16 protein-coding genes are annotated in these 19,764 nt (G+C 40.4%); 2 read left to right on the forward strand and 14 right to left on the reverse strand.

Annotated elements, in window-relative coordinates; all coding sequences use genetic code 11:
• Positions 1 to 361: 361 nt before the first annotated feature.
• A complete protein-coding gene (locus H9649_RS07855; RefSeq protein ID WP_191694194.1) occupies positions 362 to 1,675 on the reverse strand; it encodes a (Fe-S)-binding protein in 1,314 nt (437 codons plus the stop codon).
• Entirely contained in the window at positions 1,668 to 3,080 is a 1,413-nt protein-coding gene (locus H9649_RS07860; RefSeq protein WP_191694195.1) for an FAD-binding oxidoreductase, read from the reverse strand. The genes H9649_RS07855 and H9649_RS07860 overlap by 8 nt, the downstream gene beginning before the upstream one ends.
• Positions 3,081 to 3,412: 332 nt before the next feature.
• On the opposite strand from H9649_RS07860, the gene H9649_RS07865 reads away from it, so the two are divergent.
• A complete protein-coding gene (locus H9649_RS07865) occupies positions 3,413 to 4,156 on the forward strand; it encodes an SH3 domain-containing protein (protein WP_191694196.1) in 744 nt (247 codons plus the stop codon).
• A 154-nt stretch (positions 4,157 to 4,310) separates the two neighbouring features.
• Here the strand turns inward: H9649_RS07865 and H9649_RS07870 are convergent, their stop codons facing one another.
• The 8 genes from H9649_RS07870 to H9649_RS07905 form a co-directional block, all read right to left on the reverse strand.
• The gene (locus tag H9649_RS07870; protein ID WP_191694197.1) at positions 4,311 to 5,372 is read right to left on the reverse strand and encodes an alanine/ornithine racemase family PLP-dependent enzyme; all 1,062 of its coding nucleotides are present in this window, start codon (positions 5,370 to 5,372) and stop codon (positions 4,311 to 4,313) included.
• A gap of 20 nt (positions 5,373 to 5,392) precedes the next feature.
• A complete protein-coding gene (locus H9649_RS07875) occupies positions 5,393 to 6,802 on the reverse strand; it encodes an alanine/glycine:cation symporter family protein (RefSeq protein ID WP_191694198.1) in 1,410 nt (469 codons plus the stop codon).
• Between the two features lie 340 nt (positions 6,803 to 7,142).
• Complete coding sequence (locus H9649_RS07880; RefSeq protein WP_191694199.1) at positions 7,143 to 7,679, reverse strand: hypothetical protein; 537 nt, start codon at positions 7,677 to 7,679, stop codon at positions 7,143 to 7,145.
• A 250-nt stretch (positions 7,680 to 7,929) separates the two neighbouring features.
• Positions 7,930 to 9,288 carry an MATE family efflux transporter gene (locus H9649_RS07885; protein ID WP_191694200.1) on the reverse strand — a complete coding sequence of 453 codons (1,359 nt, stop codon included), beginning with the start codon at positions 9,286 to 9,288 and terminating at the stop codon, positions 7,930 to 7,932.
• 238 nt (positions 9,289 to 9,526) lie between these two features.
• Positions 9,527 to 10,459 carry a polysaccharide deacetylase family protein gene (locus H9649_RS07890; RefSeq protein WP_191694201.1) on the reverse strand — a complete coding sequence of 311 codons (933 nt, stop codon included), beginning with the start codon at positions 10,457 to 10,459 and terminating at the stop codon, positions 9,527 to 9,529.
• Between the two features lies 1 nt (position 10,460).
• A complete protein-coding gene (locus tag H9649_RS07895; protein ID WP_191694202.1) occupies positions 10,461 to 11,837 on the reverse strand; it encodes a glycosyltransferase in 1,377 nt (458 codons plus the stop codon).
• Positions 11,838 to 11,854: 17 nt separating this feature from the next.
• The gene (locus H9649_RS07900) at positions 11,855 to 12,778 is read right to left on the reverse strand and encodes a glycoside hydrolase family 16 protein (RefSeq protein ID WP_191694203.1); all 924 of its coding nucleotides are present in this window, start codon (positions 12,776 to 12,778) and stop codon (positions 11,855 to 11,857) included.
• 460 nt (positions 12,779 to 13,238) lie between these two features.
• Positions 13,239 to 14,915 carry a glycerol-3-phosphate dehydrogenase/oxidase gene (locus H9649_RS07905; RefSeq protein WP_191694204.1) on the reverse strand — a complete coding sequence of 559 codons (1,677 nt, stop codon included), beginning with the start codon at positions 14,913 to 14,915 and terminating at the stop codon, positions 13,239 to 13,241.
• 162 nt (positions 14,916 to 15,077) lie between these two features.
• On the opposite strand from H9649_RS07905, the gene H9649_RS07910 reads away from it, so the two are divergent.
• A complete protein-coding gene (locus tag H9649_RS07910) occupies positions 15,078 to 15,641 on the forward strand; it encodes a glycerol-3-phosphate responsive antiterminator (RefSeq protein WP_191694205.1) in 564 nt (187 codons plus the stop codon).
• Here H9649_RS07910 and H9649_RS07915 read toward each other — a convergent pair.
• From H9649_RS07915 to H9649_RS07930, 4 genes are read right to left on the reverse strand one after another with little or no spacing between them, the layout of a single operon-like run.
• Positions 15,636 to 16,412: an HAD-IIA family hydrolase gene (locus H9649_RS07915; protein WP_191694206.1), complete on the reverse strand. Its 777-nt coding sequence runs from the start codon at positions 16,410 to 16,412 to the stop codon at positions 15,636 to 15,638. The two genes, H9649_RS07910 and H9649_RS07915, sit on opposite strands and share 6 nt — an antisense overlap.
• A 16-nt stretch (positions 16,413 to 16,428) precedes the next feature.
• Positions 16,429 to 17,130 (reverse strand): MgtC/SapB family protein, encoded by a 702-nt coding sequence (locus H9649_RS07920; RefSeq protein WP_191694207.1) that lies wholly within the window; start codon positions 17,128 to 17,130, stop codon positions 16,429 to 16,431.
• A gap of 43 nt (positions 17,131 to 17,173) precedes the next feature.
• On the reverse strand, positions 17,174 to 17,941 hold the full coding sequence (locus tag H9649_RS07925; protein ID WP_191694208.1) for a sugar phosphate isomerase/epimerase family protein: 768 nt from the start codon (positions 17,939 to 17,941) through the stop codon (positions 17,174 to 17,176).
• A gap of 14 nt (positions 17,942 to 17,955) precedes the next feature.
• Complete coding sequence (locus H9649_RS07930) at positions 17,956 to 19,305, reverse strand: MFS transporter (protein ID WP_191694209.1); 1,350 nt, start codon at positions 19,303 to 19,305, stop codon at positions 17,956 to 17,958.
• Between the last annotated feature and the right edge of the window lie 459 nt (positions 19,306 to 19,764).

The raw sequence follows: 19,764 nt of genomic DNA on the forward strand, positions 1-19,764 counted from the left end.
AGAAGATTTTGCGATTGTCAGTCCAATTAATAGAGAACATTTTATCAACAAAGTGAAAAAACAAGCAAAGTAAAATATATGTAAAAAAAAGGGAACCGGATCGTCTTAACATCCCTGTTCCCTTTTTTAATTTTTCCATAGTGAATGAGATGGTAAAAAATTAAATTAATTACCTTTTATGGAATCCATGCAACGCTAGTGGACGGTACCTGTGCAAGACACATTTATGACAATTCAACATAAGTAATATAAATGCAAAGGAAATCCAGCAGACTAACGTCAATGCTGGATTTCGTGCTTTTTATTATGCAATTGTAGTGTATTGTCTGAATTGTTCCTTACACAGGTACCTGGGAATTTATTACACTTTAACAATCTGCTCATACACATAGTCAACTAGATGAACAGCACGCACAGTCGACGATAGATTTTCTCGCTCAATTCCTGCTTTCATCTGCAGCAAGCAACCAGGGTTAGTAGTGATAATCACTACCGCTTTCGTCTTTTGCACTTCATTCATTTTGGAATCGAGAATTTTATTAGCCATCTTCGGTTGGAGTAAATTATAGATACCTGCAGAACCACAGCAGAGGTCAGCACCTTTCATCTCCTTAAAAGTACTTCCTTTGATAGACTGTAAGATAGCACGTGGCTCGTGGATGACTCCGTTGACGTTGCGCAAATGACAGGAGTCTTGGTATGTAATAATTTTTGACGATTCTTGTGAAGGTAGCTTCTCCAATTCATCGATAATGCCCATTTTAAATAATAAAGACGAAATATCAATTTGTTTAGCGACAAATTCCTTTGCCTTTCGGTGAAGTTCATTATCCACTTCAAATAGCCGGTCATACTCCGATAGGAAGGCTCCACATCCTCCAGCGTTATTTACAACATAGTCCACTTCCATCCTGTCAAAAGCGACTAAATTCGATATTGCATTACGTTTCGCTCTATCCATTTCCCCGCTATGTCCTTGAAGTGCTCCGCAGCATTGCTGATTTTTTGGTGCTATGACTTCACAACCAAGACGCTCTAGCAATTCAATCGTATTCCGATTTGTCTCATTGAACATCGTATCCATTAGACACCCTGTAAAGAACGCAACTTTCGCTTTAGCTGGCCCATGCCTGATGTATTCCGCCCTACTTTTCGGGAGGTGTGGTAACGTTTTTTCCATCGTTTTAATGGAAGGGAATAAGTCGAAAAAACCTATTTTCCTTGCAGCTTTTTGCAAACCGGATTTTTGATAAAATGTTACTAACTTAACTGCCGTTTTCATTTTCTTTTGATTAGCAAACAAATGGTCAAAAGCGACTTTGCGAACAACTTTCTCTTTCCACGATTGATCTTTTGCAAAATTAACCGCATCTCTCGTTTCTTCAATTAAAGTCCCATATTGAACACCCGCTGGACATGCCGGCTCGCATGCACGACAGCCGAGACAAAGATCGAATGCCTCTCCAATAGAACTGTCCCATTTTACCATTCCATCCTGTACGGCCTTCATAAGTGCGATTCTGCCTCGTGGGGATTGTGTTTCATCATATCCCGATTCGATGTACGTTGGACATGCCGGCAAGCAAAATCCACAACGCATGCAATCCATTAAACGATCTTCATTGACGTGAGTAACAAATGACTGTCTGAACTTCTCTGCTTGCTTTTCAACCATTTTTCACAACGATCCTTTTCTTTGTTTCTTTCGCAAACATCTTTCCAGGATTCATAATATTTAGCGGGTCAATCGCTGATTTAATCGCCTTCATCGTCGAGATACCTGCTTCACCAATACGCCATTCCAAGTAAGGGGACTTCATTTCACCTACGCCATGCTCTCCTGTAATCGTTCCACCTAACTCAATTGCATAATGAAAAATCTCTTCAAACGCAAGTTCTACACGTGCCATCTCTTCTGCATCCCTTACATCCGTCAGTATCGTTGGATGAAGATTTCCGTCTCCGGCGTGCCCAAATGTACAAATTAGCAAATCGTATTTCTTCGCGATTCCTTGGATTGCCGTTACCATATTTGCAATTTCTGACCGCGGAACCGTCGCATCTTCCAAAATAGTTGTCGGCCGTTTTCTTGCGAGCGCTGAGAGGGCCACCCTTCTCGCAGTTCCTAGCCGTTCAGCCTCTTCCACGGATTGCGCAAACTGGATTGTGGCGGCCCCATTTTCCTTGCACAGCATCCCGATTTTTTCCATATCTCCAGCAACGACAACAGGCTCCCCGTCCTGTTCTATAAGCAACATCGCTTCGCAGTCTTTCGGAAGACCGATGTTCATATAATCCTCTACCGTTTCAATGGTGCCTTTATCCATGAACTCAAGAGTGGCGGGTACTATTTTAGCCGCAATAATAGCCGATACCGTTTCTGCGGCTTCTGCTAATTTGTCATAAAAAACTAGCATCGTCTGCTTCGTTTTTGGTGCAGGAAGAAGTCCGAGCGTAATCTCCACGATAACGCCAAGTGTCCCTTCCGAACCGACATACAAACTCGTCAAGTCATACCCCGCCACATCTTTCGTCAATTTCCCTCCTGTTGATAAAAGCTCTCCTGAAGGCAAAACAATCTTTAATCCTTTCACATAATCACGCGTAACCCCATATTTTAATCCCCGCAGACCACCAGAGTTTTCCGCAACATTGCCACCGATTGTCGATATTTTCATCGAACTAGGATCAGGTGGATAAAACAAACCGACTTCCAACGCACGATCATTAATTTCCTGTGTAATCACACCCGGTTGAACAGTCATCGTCAGATTTTCCTCATCCAACTCGACAATATCGCTCATTCGGTTAAATAAAAGAACAACCCCTCCTGAAGTCGGCGTCGTCCCCGCAGCTAAATTAGTCCCCGATCCCCTCGATACAATCGGAACACGATGTTCTCCGCATATTTTCACAATCGCTTGCACCTCATTAATAGAAGCCGGCGATAAAATTAAATCCGGCATCGCCTGGAATCCAGCTGTCGCATCGTACGAATATGATAACTTTTGAGCTGTCGTAGTCTTCGCAAAATCAATGCCAGTCACAGCTATCAATTGTTCTTTTACATGTTCATCCATCCATAATCCCCCACCTTTTCAGATTAGTCTTATTATAGCCGTCAAAATTCTACATAGATAGACCCGAAAACAATTTTGTCGGTACCTGTGCAAGAAACATTTATGACAATTCAAGAAAAGTAATATAAATGCAGTTTTAATCTAATCAATCATCTACACAATTGAATTACCACTAAAAATTTATACAATTGTAGTGAATACACTGAATAGTGCTCTGCACAGGTACCTCAAAAAATACCAAATTGACTTCTAAAGCCACCTTGTTGGACATACACTCCAGTGTACGTAACTACTTATCAGGGGTGATTACAATAAAAAAACTAGTAGTCGCAATGACGTTTCTGTTACTCTGTTCGCTCTATGTATTACCTTCAAAACAAGTTACCGCTACAAAAACTGTGGACATGTATGTAAATGCGAAGAGTGATATTTTTCTTCGCGAAACTCCAGATGCACATGCCCAAAAAGTAGGCACGATTAAAAACCATTCTTCAGTAACGGTCCTCTCATCTTCCAATGGATTTTCGCACGTGAAAGCTGGACAAGCTACCGGATATGTGTATACTTCAGCATTGAGTCCTAAAAAAACAACAGCAACACCAACAACAGTTACGCGTGGCCTAGCACCTATCGATGGGTTAAAACTTACGTACTCCCCTTCTTTCTTGACGAAGGATAGAGAGACATTCTTTGTAGAAAAAGATGAAGAGTTCACGTATTTATACAATAAAAAGAGCGATTTATATCCGTACTATGCCAATTTCACGTACATCGAAAGTGAAGAAGGAATGCTAATGGGCGTCTCAAACTCAGATTTCATCTTTGTAAACTCTCCCTATCCTTTAAAGCAAGGTACCTATTTTACACAAAGCGATCACTACGAGGACACGGTAGTTCTAGTAGAAAGTACAACGAAAACGATTAAAGTGAAAGCCGGAAGTTTCAAGAATGTCGTTATCCTACGATTCCCAGATGGTTCTCGTGAGTATATTGCAAAAGGAATCGGCATCATAAAAAGCACAGCAGCCGATGGTAAAGTCATTACCGAATTGGAATCTGTGAAAGTAATAAATTGAATTGTGTGCGTACCTGTGCAACACCCATTTATGACAATTCAACAAAACCTATATAAATACAAAGAAAAGCCACTTGACTAACGTCATGAGTGGCTTTTCTAATTTTTTTATGCAATTGTAGTGTATTGTCTGAATTGCGTCATGCACAGGTACCTCAAAAGTATTTCTTTGTGACATATTTTGATGTGTAGGCTCTCATCGTTGAGAAATAGCCAAGTTGGAATTCGATGATATCTCCGACTTTATAGGCTTTTTCGCAGTCTGTCACGTCTAACATGAGATGATCGGAACTGGCACCTAGTACGATTAAATCCTGGTCGATTGCTGTGGATGTTTCTACGTCAAAATCTTGTTTTCCGATGGCGCAAATCGCTTTTTTACGAATACCTCTATCGATGAATGTTGGCGAATTTCCATAGGAATCGACTCCAATTTCTCCCCATGGAACTGATGGTTTTTCTTTCACTTCTACGATTTGGCATGCAAGCGTGAATACGTCTTGATGGGTATCGGGTAAAAACGTAAAATGCGCTCTTTCCTTTCCGAACAGCAAAGACTCGCCCAAACGGAGATTAGTAACCTCGCCAGGTATTCCGTCCTTCAGCATTAAATCCAATGTTGCAGAATTTCCTCCACTGACAATGTCCAATTTCCTACCGATCTTATTGCTAATGACTTCTGCAAGTTCAGATAGCACGCTCATCTTCTCTTTATCCGATTGAACAAATGAAAAACAAGTTAAGTTTACGCCTATACCGTAAAGATGGACACCGCGCATTTTCTCAGTTTCAATTGCCACCGATACTAGCTCGTCATGGTCAATAAAACCTTCACGAATATCACCTAAATCCACCATCAATATGACGTTGTGAACCTTTTCCGCCTTAAGCGCAGCATCATTAATCGCTTGTATCGTCTCAAGTTCCGAATTCAATGACGCGTCCGCGTATGCAACTAGTGCTTCGATTTCATCTATCATCGGTGGGCGTATGAGCCATTTTTCTGCATCCAGCCCTTGTAACTGTTTCAAGTTTTCCACGCGAGAATCACCAAGCCGCCTAATTCCGCCTTCTACATAGATACGTGCAATTTCAGGGTCTCCGGCAAAAACCTTTGTAACGCCTGTTACTTCAATATTTTGGGTCGCGCAAAGTGCGGTAACGGAACGGACATTTTCGAGCAAATGCTCTTTATTTACATAAACAATTGGATACATTTAAAACCCTCTAATCGGAATTAATTCCAGAAATCTGTCTTTTCTTTCAACCCTATTGACTTAGCTTTGAAAACTGGATTTTTCCCTTCTTTTCTCTGTTTCGTATAATCATCCAAACATCTGAACGCCGTGCGCCCAAGCAATAAGATGATTGGAATGTTAATTAACGCCATTATTCCCATCAACACATCTGCTGTATCCCAAGCAATTGAGAAGTCTAGTTGTGCACCAAAGAATACGATAACAACGGCAGCTAATCTGAATAAAACAAGACCTATTGTACCAACAGATTTTTTATTCAAATATTTCAGGTTTGCCTCTGCATAGAAAAAGTTCCCGATTATTGAAGTGAATGCAAAGCAGAACAATGCAAATGTGATGAACCAAATACCGAAATCACCGAATATCGTAGAAACTGCTGCTTGTGCAAATGGGACTCCTTTTAACTCTTCAGTTGGCGTAATACCTGAGCTTAACAGCATAAAAGCGGTTGCAGTACAAATTAGCAACGTGTCGATGAACACGGAAAGCATCTGCACAAGCCCCTGCTTTACGGGATGCGAAACACTCGCAGACGCGGCAGCATTCGGTGCAGAACCTACACCCGCTTCGTTGGAATAAAGACCGCGTTTAATACCAAACATAATAGCTGATCCTGCAAATCCACCAAACGCGGATTTAAAATCAAATGCTTGCTCAAAAATGGAAACAAACATACCTGGCACAAGATTCAAATGTGTGACCACAATAACAAGCGCCACAATAATATAAGAAATAGCCATAACCGGAACAATAATACTTGTAATTTTACTTAGCGCTTTACCGCCTTTAAAAATACTAAGGCCCGTCAGTAGTGCTAAAACTCCACCCACAATATAGGGCGTGTACGAATTATAAAAACCAAAACCTTCAAAAGCAGACGTAATATTAAAAGCCGCTACCATGTTGAATCCACCCATATACGTCAAAATTAACGCAACGGCAAACACAACACCTAAAAACCGACTCTTCAACGCTGCTTGAATATAATAAGCCGGACCCCCGTAAGAGCTACCATCTGTATCTCGAACTTTATAAATTTGAGCAAGCGTACTTTCAATAAATGCCGAGGCTGCACCGATAATAGCGATCATCCACATCCAAAAAACCGAACCTGCGCCACCCAAAACGATGGCAGTCGAAACACCAGCGATATTCCCAACTCCAACACGTGATGCCGTAGACACCATCAATGCTTCAAACGCAGAAATTGAATTTTTATCCTCTTTCGGTTCTGACACAAGCTTTATCGATTCCTTGAAAAAACGGAACTGGACAAACTTCGTACGGATTGTAAAATACAGACCAGCACCAATCAGTAAAATAATTAAAATATAGCTATACAACCACGTACTGAAACTACCAATAAAATTTTCATAAATATCATACATTTTAACACACTTCCTTTTCTTTAATCAGAATACTTCTAGTACTCACACATGAATCCGTTTTCATTTAGGAAGTGCCTCGTACTATTTCCATAGTTACTTATTTTATATCATTTTTTCAAAATATCAATAAAAAATTTCAAAAAAACCAGTTAGCAAATTATACTAATATATTATGAGAATTTAGGTACCTGTGCAAGACACAACTATGACAATTCATAAATATTGTACATTTATACAACAAAAAACCAGTTATCATTATGATAACTGGCTTGTTATTGATTATTTATACAATTGTAGTGTATTTTCAGAATAGAGTCTTGCACAGGTACCTTCAAGTTGGTTACACCAATCTAACAATAACGATTGATGCACTATTTACTGGAATTGTAGGAGGGATTACATTATTCAATGTCGTCACTCCATCAAGATTTCTTACTGTTAGTACAGATCCTGCAGTCAATGTAACTATTTGCTGTCCTACATACGGTTGGCCTCCTGACGTCGACCCATAGGATGTCCCTCCAATTTGCGTGGCGCCATTGAACAGCGCAAATGCAGATGTTCCTTGTTGTGGGTTTACTTCATAAGTGATTAAATACGTGCCAGTTTGTGTTATTGTGATTTGTGCTGAGCCAGCCACATGTGTTACAAATCCCGCAGGCGTGATGTTACCATTCATGTTAAAAGTGACAGCATCTCCTTGTTCCAATCTCTGCTGAGTTGTGTCGTAAATATATGCAGCACCTAGGACTCCACCCGCTGGACCCGGTGGACCTGCCGGGCCTTGCTGTCCTGGCGGGCACATTATGCATGGATTAGAACAAGAATTAGTTGCGCTCACTGGAATTGCTTGGATATGTCTAGAATGATAGTTCATTTAATTCACCTCCTCTTTCACTCTTTCTTACTATATTCAAATAATATGGTGCCACTTGTACAAACGTAATAGGTTCTATAGAAAAACCTGACAAAGTAACGACGACACTGTTTACTCTAGTATGCAAAGTGTGCAGCGTATCTATTAATGCATTTGCTTTGCAAAATAAAAAAAGACCGAGAACTTGATATTACTAAGTTCCGGTCATTTATAAGTACTATATGTTTTACAATGTATTTTCAAACATTGTCTATAGACTTTGAGCATCGCGCGTCGATGACTTCATCCAAGGCTTCGATAACCACCGTCTCAACGCAAATAGTCCACGGATCCACTCATCACACCCTTGAGCTATCCAAATCCCAAGCAATCCAAAACCAAGAACAATCCCAAAGACGTAACTGAACACAACTGCTACGCCCCACATGCAAATCACGCCTATTATAACTGGAAAACGGACGTCGCCAACAGATTTCAACGATCCCATTAACACAATATTCATCGCTCGTCCTGGCTCAATAAAAACAATTGCCCAAAGAACAGGAAGTCCAATCGCAATGATGCCGGCTTCTGAAGTAAACGCCGCCAATACCGGTTCTCCTGTTAGCGCTATCGCAAGTGACACAGCTAGTGAAACAAGCATGGATATCCTTAACGTCTTCAATCCCCTCTTCAACGTTCTATCATAATCTTGCGCTCCAATATAACGCGCAATTAATATCTGAGTCCCTTGCGCAATTGCCATTGTGAATAAAAAACAGAGCATAGACAGATTAAGAATATACACACGAGCCGCCAATGCTTCGTCACCAATCATAGCTACAAAACTCGTAATAACAATTTGTGATAGCTGATACGAAATATTTTCCCCTGCAGACGGAATCCCGATATGAAAAATTTCCTTAACATCGGTTTTATGAAGAGAAAAAGCATCTCTCACAGAAAACTTCATATCCAATATTTTATAAACAAAGTAAAACAGTGCAATAATCAAGAAAAGCCTCGCAATAATAATGGAATACGATACACCAACGACGCCTGTCACAGGTAGACCGAACAAACCTTTAATCGCAATAAAATAACCCGTAGCACTAATCACATTCATCATAAGCGTCATGTACATCGCTTCTTTTGTATGGCCATAACTTCGTAAAATAGCACTTAAAGCAAGAGAGACAGCTTCAAGGATAAATGAAAAACCGGTAATCGTCAGGAATGTAAGCGCAAAATCGTACACTTCGCCGCTTAATCCGTAAAAACGTAAAAACACATCTCCGAACAACACAACAACGACAGTCATCACAACGCCAACCCACATGTTAATACCTACAGCAGAGCGGGCAAGTTGCCGGGCACGATCCAACTGGCTGCCGCCTAACTTCTGTCCAATTAAAATCATTGCCCCAATAACAGTCACATTAAAAATAATAATAAAAACATTAACAATCTGATTCGCAGCACCAACACCCGCAACCGCTTTATCTGAATACCCACTTAACACGAGAGTAGCAATAATTCCCACACTCATATGCAAAGAAATCTCAATTAAGAGTGGCCACGTAATACTGAACAATGATTGATCTTGATAATTTGTCTTCTCTTTTTGCACTGTCTAACCTTCTTTTCCATAATGTATGAAATTTAGTCTACGTGATTATCAATCAAAATGGAATAGACAATTAGGTACCTGTGCACGACACATTTATGACAATTCAAGACTTCGTATAGTCATACATACTCAATAACACATCCTCCATTAAAAATAACATTCCCTACTACAATTTATGCAATTGTAGTGTATTGTCCGAATCCTTCCTTGCACAGGTACCTAAAAAATTTTCTCGACTCTACTTATTCATTACTCCATGGGTATCAATTATATTGGAGAATGTATCTAAAGTGTGTTCAGGATAAATGCCCATTCTAGGAATTTCATAGATTGAATTTGATGGTGAAGCAAAACCTGCTTCAATAGTAAAAGCCATGCCTGTGTTCAGTTCGGCAAGAATCTCCAACGTGGATTCATCGTACTCGCCAAAGGGTGCGGCAAAGGCAAGTGAATGGCCGATCCATTTGTTGGCACTTTCAATGTCTTCTTTCACGTTTTCACGCTTTTTTGATAACAAATAAGCTGTACCATCTGCTGTCATCTCATGAAATGATAACGTGTGATTGCCATAATCAAATACATCAGCTGCCCTAACTAGCTCATCCAGACTTGCATGTTGCACTATAGAGGCGTCAAAAGGAACTGTTTTTTCAGTGATTGTGCTTGGGATAATGAATTGAACTGCATAAAATCCATGCTTTTTTAATACTGGATACGCAAATTCAAAAACGTTTTTCATACCGTCATCAAAAGTGATCAATACACTTTTTGCAGGCACTTTCTTGTTCTTTGTCATGAATTGATGAAACTCTGTAAGAGACAGAACTGTATAATCATTAATCTTTAAGTAAGTCATTTGCTCTGTGAACTGCTCTACAGTAACAATAGTGCGGGATAGTTCATGCAATTTATTGTAATGGATATCCTGAAGTACTTCTTCCGGGAGAATTTGATGGTACATGAGCACAGCTACTTGGCCAGCATATTCTCCTTCAGAAAAATCACGGTCAACGCTAATCAAAGGCATGTGCAAAGGAGTGACGACGCTTTTCGATGGCATTGCCGAAACAAGATTATGACTAATATAGTTGAATAGCGAATAAAACAATGGTGTCATGATAAGGAGAAAACAAAAAGTGAAAAGCAGATTAACTGACAAGTATCTTTTCAATTCAGGATTTCACCTCTCTTTTGTCATTTAAATCTATTGTCATATGTCTATTTAGCAAAATAGGTTTTCCAATACGATCCGAACGACTCCATTCATCTTTGTTAAAAAAGTAGAGAATCGTGCCAAATGTGACAAACACTACTTCCGTTAAGCGATAGAGTAGAACTTCAAGTGGGAGGAAAGAAATGATTGTTAAGTATTCTCTAAATCGATAGTGGTGGGCAAATCTGCGGGAAACAAGCAACGTGGCAATATGAAGCAGTATTGCAATGCTAAAAGAAATAGAAAATAGTAACAGGAACAGTTTCAGATGATTGGGTGTGAATAGGAGGATAAGCGGGATAAATAAAACGGGATAAGCGGAAAGTGTACCAAGTATCAATGAATCAAATAGCAAAAATAGAGATACTCGGAAGTTCATTTTTCTAAACAAAGACTTTCGGAAAGTTATTATGCAGTCGATAAATGCTTTTTGCCAGCGGATTCGCTGATTATACAAACTCTTTAAAGAGGCTGGACATTCGGTATAACAAATAGCCTCGGGAATGAAAGCGATGCGTTTCCCTTTCAAAATGGTACCTATCAGTTCCTGTATACGTAAAGTAATATCCATATCTTCTCCAACCGTTTTTCGGTACCCTCCAGCTTGAAACAACACGTCTTTACGAAAAGCCCCAAAAGCTCCCGCAATGACTGTCATGGCATTAAGAGTAGATTGTGTCGTTTTATTCATATAGAAGCCAGTCAGATATCGAACGACTTGAAATCGAATTAGATTAGACGCATGGAACGAAGGGTTAAACGAGTTTCCGTTATGATGATACCCCTGCAAGACATGAACCAACCCTCCGGCAGCTACAATCGTGTCATCTTCAAATGTACGGTTAATTTCAGTTAGCGATTGAGAATCCAACACACTATCAGCATCCAAAGTAATGATAATATCGTGAGAAGCATAGCAGATTCCTGCATTCAACGCATCCGCTTTACCGCCATTAGCTTTGTCAAGTACATAAATATTCGGATAGATTGCGGAGCGATAAACCTTGCGTACTTTCTCGTGTGATAACGTATCCGTTTTGACTTTTTCCGTTATATTTAAGAGTAATAGTTTCTGAAGCGTTTTCAAGGTAAGATCAGTAGAACCATCGTTAATAAAAATAATTTCCATATGACCGTAAGACACTTGGAAGAGGCCTGAAATACAGTTTTCTATCACCAGATTCTCATTATAAGCCGGTATTAAAACACTAATTCCTTTTTCAACTGACGGATAAGTTTTTTCTTTCTTCCTGCTGCTATAAAGGGGGACAAATATATACAAAACCTGAAAGACTATAAACAGACAGAAAAAAACAAGAGTAATTGTAACTAACAAAATGCATCCCTCCTCAATCAAAACGCCTTATCATATAATGAATTTTCTTTATAGGAAAAAACACGGATATAATCTATGTCAAAGGTAGTGGGAAACGTGGTTGTCCAATCCGGTGACCCCGGCCAGTTTCCTCCAATCGCCGTATTCACGTAAATATACATGGGCTCTTTAGGAACATGGACATTTGAAGTGAATCGAACTTCGCCATCTATGAACCATGTAATGGAATTAGGAGTCCATTCCATTCCAAAAGTATGATAGTCAGCGGAAAAATCAGGACCTTTAAAAAAATCAAAATCACTCATCAATCTTCCATTCTCATTCAACCAATGAACAACCATCCATATTTCATCAGGCTTATGTCCTAACATTTCCATTATGTCTATTTCAGGAAGCCAAGTATCCTCTTTGTCGGCCATCAACCAAAACGCCGGGAAAACACCTTTGCCAATTGGCAGTTTAGCCCGCATTTCGATTTTGCCGTATAGCATATTGAACTTTCCCTTCGTATGCACCGCGCCTGAAGTATACTCACTATCACCTAACCATTCTTTCTTGCTGATCAATCGCATTCTTCCTTCTTCTACGACAACATTTTCTGGTATGTAATATTGAAGCTCATTGTTTTTCTCAGCATCCCAGTTCTCTAAATTCCATTTTGAATTGTCGATACAGTCATTAGTAAACTCGTCATGCCAAACAAGCAGCCATTGATCGTCATTTAAAATGGGAATATCAGTTTCACACTCACCTTTTGTTGGCACGTTTTCAAAAAATGAAGTGACCACCTCTGCATGTGACTCTTCCGAAAACCTACTAGAGTTATCCGTCGATGGAAGCGGAGAATTTTTAAAGTTTAAATAGACAATAAAAGCAGCTGCAATAAGAATTGTTAAGAACCAAACCTTAACCCACTTTGTAACCACAAAGAAAATATGCATATAAACACCTCTCTGCTCTGTCATCCATTTTGTAAAAGCCAGGCAGTTACTATTTTTCTTTTTTTACTTTATGGCATAAAGTCCCTAACTATGCATGTTTATTAGACTCTACTAAAATAAAAAAATGAATCAGCAATCGTTGATGATGCCGGGTCTTGCGAGAGCTCCGAGTTTGACGAAAACATTTCGCTTTAATTTATTGCCTTCAAAAACTTATCTTTAACATGTAAACCTCATACCTTCATCCAAAAATCCATTCCGCTTTCCAAAACTCCATAAATCTCTAAAAAAGTCCATAAAAAAAGAACCGATCTGCAAGTCACATACGCAGTCGATTCTCTCTAATACCTTTATTCATTTATAATACTTTCCCTGCAGCATTTTTCTTTTAATACAGCTTTAGTTTCCTTGACATAATGCTACAATTTAACCGCACATTTTCCATACATCATCATTCATTTTAGTGTAGTGTATTATCAGAATCTTTCTTCACACAGGTACCCAAACTATTCTGAATTTCATCGTGAAGCGCGGCTTTGTGGGTATTTATATCTTCGTCACTCCATCCCATGTTGGCAGCCATATAGGCAATCACTTGGTCCTTCCATTTTTCAACCCAGTCTATATTAAAGAACACATTCCCTGTTCGTCTAATGAAGAAATCAGATGGTGTCATTGTCATTTCATGTTCCATTCCGTAATGCAGCAACAGCTTTATGGATAATGGTAGTGAACTATCCGGAAGCAATCGATCATACATTGAAGCAATAATTCGGGTATTTGTCCCGTATGAGCTTGCTATACTCTTTGCATCTTCAATGGCAACGCCTAAATTCGTTAATATCTGTGATTCGCTCTCAATAAACTGCTCGTAATCTAGAGGATCTTTGAAATCGCCACCAGATAACCTTAATTCTTTTGTAATAGAAGGTTTGCACGCGACACCCACTTTCTTCAACTGCTCGCAAAGCAAATCCGTCACTGTTTCAGCCATTTTTCGATAACCCGTTAATTTGCCCCCCGCAATTGTAATTAAACCGGTAGAAGACGTCCAAATCTCATCTTTCCTTGATATTTCAGATGGCCCTTTTCCCTCCTGACGAATTAGCGGACGAACACCTGCCCATGAAGACTCGATATCTTCTAATCCAACACGAACCCCAGGGAACATGAAGTGAATACAATCGAGAATATATTTCCTATCTTCCTCCGTAGCGGTTGGATGTTGCAGGTCCCCCTTATATTCAGTATCAGTCGTACCCACGTACGTCTTTCCATTACGCGGAATAGCAAAGACCATTCGACCATCAGGCGTATCAAAGTAAACCGCTTGTCGCAAAGGGAATCTGCTACTATCGATAACGATATGAGTGCCTTTTGAATGAAACAAGCTCTTCCCTTCTATTTTCCGATCCATTCCAATGACATCCTCCACCCAAGGACCCGTAGCATTGACAATCTTTTTCCCTGTAATGAAGTGACTTTCCCCTGTCAACATATCTTGAATCGATACTCCATTCACCAATCCATTAGTGTCATATGCAAACGACTCTGCTTTTGCATAGTTAATAAGATCCGCTCCTAACTCTGCAGCCTTCTTCGCCACTTCAATAGTAAGACGAGCATCGTCCGTTCGATATTCAACGTAATAGCCACTACCTAAAAGGTTTTCCTGCTTTAATAAAGGCTCTTTCTTCAACGTTTCATTATAATTAAGCATTTTACGGCGTTCCTTCTTTTTAACACCAGCCAAAAAGTCATATACTTTCAACCCAACAGAAGTGGAGTATTTACCGAATGTGCCTTTCTTATAAATCGGCAACAGCATCCATTCCGGGTGTGTCACATGCGGTGCATTCCGATAAACGACTTCCCTTTCTTTCCCTACTTCCGCAACCATCCCAACTTCAAATTGCTTTAAATAGCGTAATCCTCCATGCACAAGCTTCGTAGAACGACTCGATGTACCAGCCGCGAAATCTTGCATCTCAACAAGAACACATGACAACCCTCTCGTTACACAATCAAGTGCAATCCCGACACCCGTAATTCCACCGCCAATTATCACTACATCATATTGCTTTTCATCCAACTCATTTAACGATACTTGTCGATTTTTATTTGAAAAAAATTTCATTCGATACACTCCTCCATAAAAAATGACCATCACAATAACCCTGTATCTTTACAGGGATTGCAATGGTCGTCTCTTTGATCTCTGACCTTATTAACTCTATAATTTTCTACTTTCTTTGTGGTACTATGGAATTATGTCGTTTACCAGAAAGGATGAATCAAGATGAAGCTAGTCGATATGGTTGAATCTCAAATTATAGCCTCTGTAAAAAATGAAGAGGACCTTCAAGCCGCTCTAACTTCTAATGCGAATATCGTTTTTCTATTGACTGGAAACCTTATGACAATCACTGATTATATACACCAACTTCGAGCTGCGGACAAGCATGTCTTTCTCCATCTCGACTTTATTGACGGACTATCCAATTCCAAAAATGCATTGAACTATGTCGCTGAATTTTGGAATCCTACAGGCATCATTACAACGAAAAGCCATATTGTTAAAATGGCAAAAGAGGTCGGTCTTAACACGATCCAGCGGATTTTTCTGTTAGACTGGGCTGCTATTAATAAAGGCATCGAAATGGTCAAATCTTGCAAGCCAGATGCAGTGGAAATCATGCCCGGTATTATTCCTAAAGTGATTGACCAACTATCTCGGGAGCTTGACTACCCAATTATTGCGGGTGGGCTCATTAACGATATTTCAGAAGTACATGCTGCCCTTGAAGCCGGTGCACTAGCAGTCTCTTCAGGCAAACCGCACATGTGGAATTTCGATTTATAAAGAAGCGATATCTCTTACACTTTCCAAGACAAATGAAGGACGATCTGTAGCAGTTTCCAGCATGGCGTCAGTAGTAATGCCCGTCATCACCAATACTGAGTGTATGCCCGCTTCGTTCGCCATTCGGATATCCGTTTCCAACCTGTCGCCGACCATATAACATTGGTCCGCCTCCATTTTCAACACGTTACTTAATACGTATTCCGACATTAGAGAAGATGGTTTGCCCGTTATTTGTTTCACGGGCTCACCAGTCGCTCCTTCTAAAGCACCGATCATCGCACCGCAATCAGGTATTTCCCCACCTTGTATGGGACATGTTCGATCTGGATTCGTCGCAATTATTTCCGCTCCGTTCCGCCACGCTTGAAAAGCATGATTCAACTTCTCATAGGTAAACTGCCGATCCCATCCTACGACGACATGTGTCGCACCTGTTGCATCCTCTACTAATTCAATGCCTGCTTCTAGAAGCTCGTCAACTAACGGTTCTTCACCAATGACATAAGCTGCATCACCGGGAACCATATCGTTCTTTAAATAAAGGGCAGTAATATAATTGGAATTTATTACTTCATTTAATTCCACTTCAATGCCCATGCCATTTAGCTTTGTTACATAATCTTTTCTGCGCGCAATAGATTTATTCGTCAAGAAGACTACTTTGTCTCCTCGTGTTTTCAAAGACTGAATTGCTTCCGGAACCCCTGGGATAAAATCATCATCCAAGTAAATTGTTCCATCCAAGTCAAAAATATAACCTCTTCTCAACTTGCTCCCCTCGCTATCAACTAATTATTTCCACGTTTTGAACATGCTCAATATTTTTAATTATGAAGTAAATTTGTGGCAATGAATGTTTTATATTCACCTTCGTCTTAATTTCTAAAAGCTGTTGCTCTTCTACTTGCAAGTCTTTTATTCTTGTTTGAGAAATGGTGAAACGCTGTTTAATTAGCTCTCCTATCACCATCTCCATACTCTCAGGCTGATTCACAGTAATCCTCAGAGTCAAATCCCTTTTTTTCAATCGTTTAGGGCCGAACCGACTGACCATATATGGAAGTAGTTCAACGCTTATAAGCAGAAGAAGGACACCAAATGTCGCTTCCACATAGAAACCCGCTCCAACGGCTATACCAATTCCGGCTGCCCCCCATATTAATGCCGCTGTTGTCAAACCGGATATCCGTTCATTGCCTCGGCGCAGAATAACACCTGCGCCGAGAAATCCAATGCCCGAAACAATTTGCGCCGCAAGTCTGAGAGGATCCATTTGTATTCTTACGTCATCACTCCCGGGGAATGTATAGGCAGACTCTACAGATACGATTGTCAGCAAGCAGCTGATTATTGAAATGACAAGACTCGTTTTCAGTCCCAGTGGCTTCCGCTTTAATTCTCTCTCTAATCCGATGACCAGACCAAGAACAGCAGATATGCCAAGTTTAGTAATCAAATCAACATCTACTAATTGCAACCACTCCATTAGCCTCCCCCATTCCTCTTACGCGGCAACAACGTTTATTTGATTATTTTGCTGATGGGTGTTCGATGATATCTTGCAAACTATAAAGATACGGATTGATTTCAAATACAATAGGTCCGTTATAGTCATGTTCCTGTAACAAGTCCACCAACTTCGCCGTACTAGTTCCAGTAACCCCATCCCCAGGCAATTGGTGTAAATCGCCTTCTGCATCATTATCAGAGAAGTGGACAGAAGCAAGTCTATTACCCAGACGGGAAATGGTTTCTTCTAAAGACGCCCCAAGGACCGCCAAATGCCCTGTGTCAAGACAAGCGGCTGTGCCACTCTCGTCCAGCATTTCCAACCATTCATCTACAGATGATGGATAGATATGTGTATAGTTCAACTTATCCGGAATCTGATTTTCAAATAATAGCGTGCAGCTTAGCTCCTCAGCCATTTTCTGCATTCGGCTCAGTCGATCGATGACGACTTCCTTCGCTTCCAAATGCCCTTCAGAAGCCCAAGCCATGCCACCATGAATGACAGCATGCCCGCCACCGTATTCTTGAAGCTTCTTGAGCCATTGCTCATTGATTTTGAAAATCAGGCTTTCAACTTCTTCAAAAGGCGTAGCCAGATTTAAATCATGGAAAGGAAGGTGCAAACCGATTTTCAAACCAGCTGCTTTTGCAAGTTCCATATCATTTTCAGCAGTGAGATGTTCCGCCCATATTTCAACCCCGTCAAAACCCGCTTCTCGAATCGCCGTCATATCTTCAACTGTCTTCTTCTGGCCTGCCGACCATAAACTTAACCACTTTTCCATCTACAACTCCTCCTTTATTTTATCGTTCCAGCCGTTTCAAACTCGGCATTAATGTCTTCCAACTTCATGCCTTTTGTTTCTGGCGCAAGTGTGTAAGTGATGATTAGTCCGATTAATGCTACACCTGCAAAGACGCCTAGTGCTGCAGAATTCCCCCATATAGCGACGACATTCGGGAACACGAGCACGCCTAAGATGGAGCCGATTCGACTAACAGACGTCGCAAAACCAGATGCCCCTGCTCGCAGGCTTGTAGGGAATAACTCTGTAGGATAAACAAAGTTTAAAATGCCTCCGCCCATGTTAGCAAACAAGACTGAAACACTGAAAAGAACGACTAAAAACACAAGTGTTGGATGCGGATTGAATGTTAGAACTACAAGCCCTGCCGTCAACCCAGCAAATGATGTAATGAGTAACGGACGACGTCCCCATCGCTCAACGAGATTCATCCCAATGATTGCTCCGACTAAACCTAATACACTGACTATCGAAGAAGCAACATAGGTTTTGTGAAGATCTCCTTGCGTGAACGAAGAGAGGATTGTTGGTGTATACATCGAAATCCCGTAATAGGAAGTCGAATAACAGAACCAGAAACCTGAAACAAAAATCGTACGCTTAATCAACTTCTTAGAGAACAACATGCTTAACGGAACCTTCTTAGACTTCGGTTCCGGCTCTAATTTCACTTTACTTCCAGTAATATTGAAAACAACTTTTTCAGCTTCATCTTCACGCCCTTTTGAAACAAGCCAGCGAGGTGATTCTGGCAGACCAATTCGGAAGATGAAAATAATTACAGCAAAAATAGCTCCTAGTAAGAACATATAACGCCATGCATGATCACCTAATGGTGCAAATAGTATTCCACTCATGTAGGCGACAACTGCACCGACAAACCACATAGCTGCAAGGAAGGTCCCTTGCTTTCCCCTATTCTTGGTGGAACTAAATTCAGAAACGAGTGTGGCGGAAATCGGATAATCAGCCCCGATTCCAATACCGAGTAAAAACCTGAAAACAATTAGCCATAGGACATTCGGTGCAACCGCTGTCAAAACAGCAAATAAAACAAAGGCTAACAAATCAATGGTAATCATCGCTTTCCGACCAAATGTATCTGTTAACCGACCTAGCCATGCAGCTCCTATAAACGAGCCGATAATCGCAGATGCTGTGAGAAGACTTTGTTCCCAAGGCATAATGCTCCACTGTTTCAAAATTAATGGCATCGCTACAGCAATAATCGTCAAATCAAATCCATCCAGGAACGTTCCACCAGCTGATACAATCTTCACTTTCCGTTGAAATTTATCAAGTTTCTTCGGATCCGCAGGTGTATCCAAATAATCAAATGCCATACATAAACCCCTTTTCTTAAAGTTTTTATTATGTAATCCTATAAAATTCCCCTTCTACACCTCTATGACTTTCCACTCGCCCCCTTTTAAGCAACACAAAAACCCGGCAAAGCCTAATAACATGCATGCCTTAAAAGGCTGCACAAATGGCTTTGCCGGGTTCTCATAGTCTCTACCCGGTAATCTACTATTTTCACTCTTGCAACGGGATTGACAATATCATAACAAAGTTCACTATTTTCCGTCAATCATTTTTTACGGTACCTTTTTTAGGTACCTGTGCAAGAAACATTCACGACAATTCAACCAATTTGTATGATTATACGGACATATATAACAAACCTCGACAAACCAACATCCGTGTCTCATAATCATGCAATTGTAGTGAATTTACTGAATTGCGTCTTGCACAGGTACCTTTATTTACTGATCTTTTACAATCCCTCAACACTCTCTTGA

This window comes from Sporosarcina quadrami, from assembly GCF_014836615.1.
GTDB classification, from domain to species: Bacteria; Bacillota; Bacilli; order Bacillales_A; family Planococcaceae; genus Sporosarcina; species Sporosarcina quadrami.

Bases quoted from the DNA above. Each gene is read 5' to 3' on its own strand.
- H9649_RS07930 (WP_191694209.1), bottom strand. From the start codon at position 19,305: ATGGCATTTGATTATTTGGATACACCTGCGGATCCGAAGAAACTTGAT.
- H9649_RS07900 (WP_191694203.1), bottom strand. From the start codon at position 12,778: ATGCATATTTTCTTTGTGGTTACAAAGTGGGTTAAGGTTTGGTTCTTA.
- H9649_RS07910 (WP_191694205.1), top strand. From the start codon at position 15,078: ATGAAGCTAGTCGATATGGTTGAATCTCAAATTATAGCCTCTGTAAAA.
- H9649_RS07880 (WP_191694199.1), bottom strand. From the start codon at position 7,679: ATGAACTATCATTCTAGACATATCCAAGCAATTCCAGTGAGCGCAACT.
- H9649_RS07905 (WP_191694204.1), bottom strand. From the start codon at position 14,915: ATGAAATTTTTTTCAAATAAAAATCGACAAGTATCGTTAAATGAGTTG.
- H9649_RS07875 (WP_191694198.1), bottom strand. From the start codon at position 6,802: ATGTATGATATTTATGAAAATTTTATTGGTAGTTTCAGTACGTGGTTG.
- H9649_RS07925 (WP_191694208.1), bottom strand. From the start codon at position 17,941: ATGGAAAAGTGGTTAAGTTTATGGTCGGCAGGCCAGAAGAAGACAGTT.
- H9649_RS07860 (WP_191694195.1), bottom strand. From the start codon at position 3,080: ATGGATGAACATGTAAAAGAACAATTGATAGCTGTGACTGGCATTGAT.
- H9649_RS07920 (WP_191694207.1), bottom strand. From the start codon at position 17,130: ATGGAGTGGTTGCAATTAGTAGATGTTGATTTGATTACTAAACTTGGC.
- H9649_RS07865 (WP_191694196.1), top strand. From the start codon at position 3,413: ATGACGTTTCTGTTACTCTGTTCGCTCTATGTATTACCTTCAAAACAA.
- H9649_RS07855 (WP_191694194.1), bottom strand. From the start codon at position 1,675: ATGGTTGAAAAGCAAGCAGAGAAGTTCAGACAGTCATTTGTTACTCAC.
- H9649_RS07870 (WP_191694197.1), bottom strand. From the start codon at position 5,372: ATGTATCCAATTGTTTATGTAAATAAAGAGCATTTGCTCGAAAATGTC.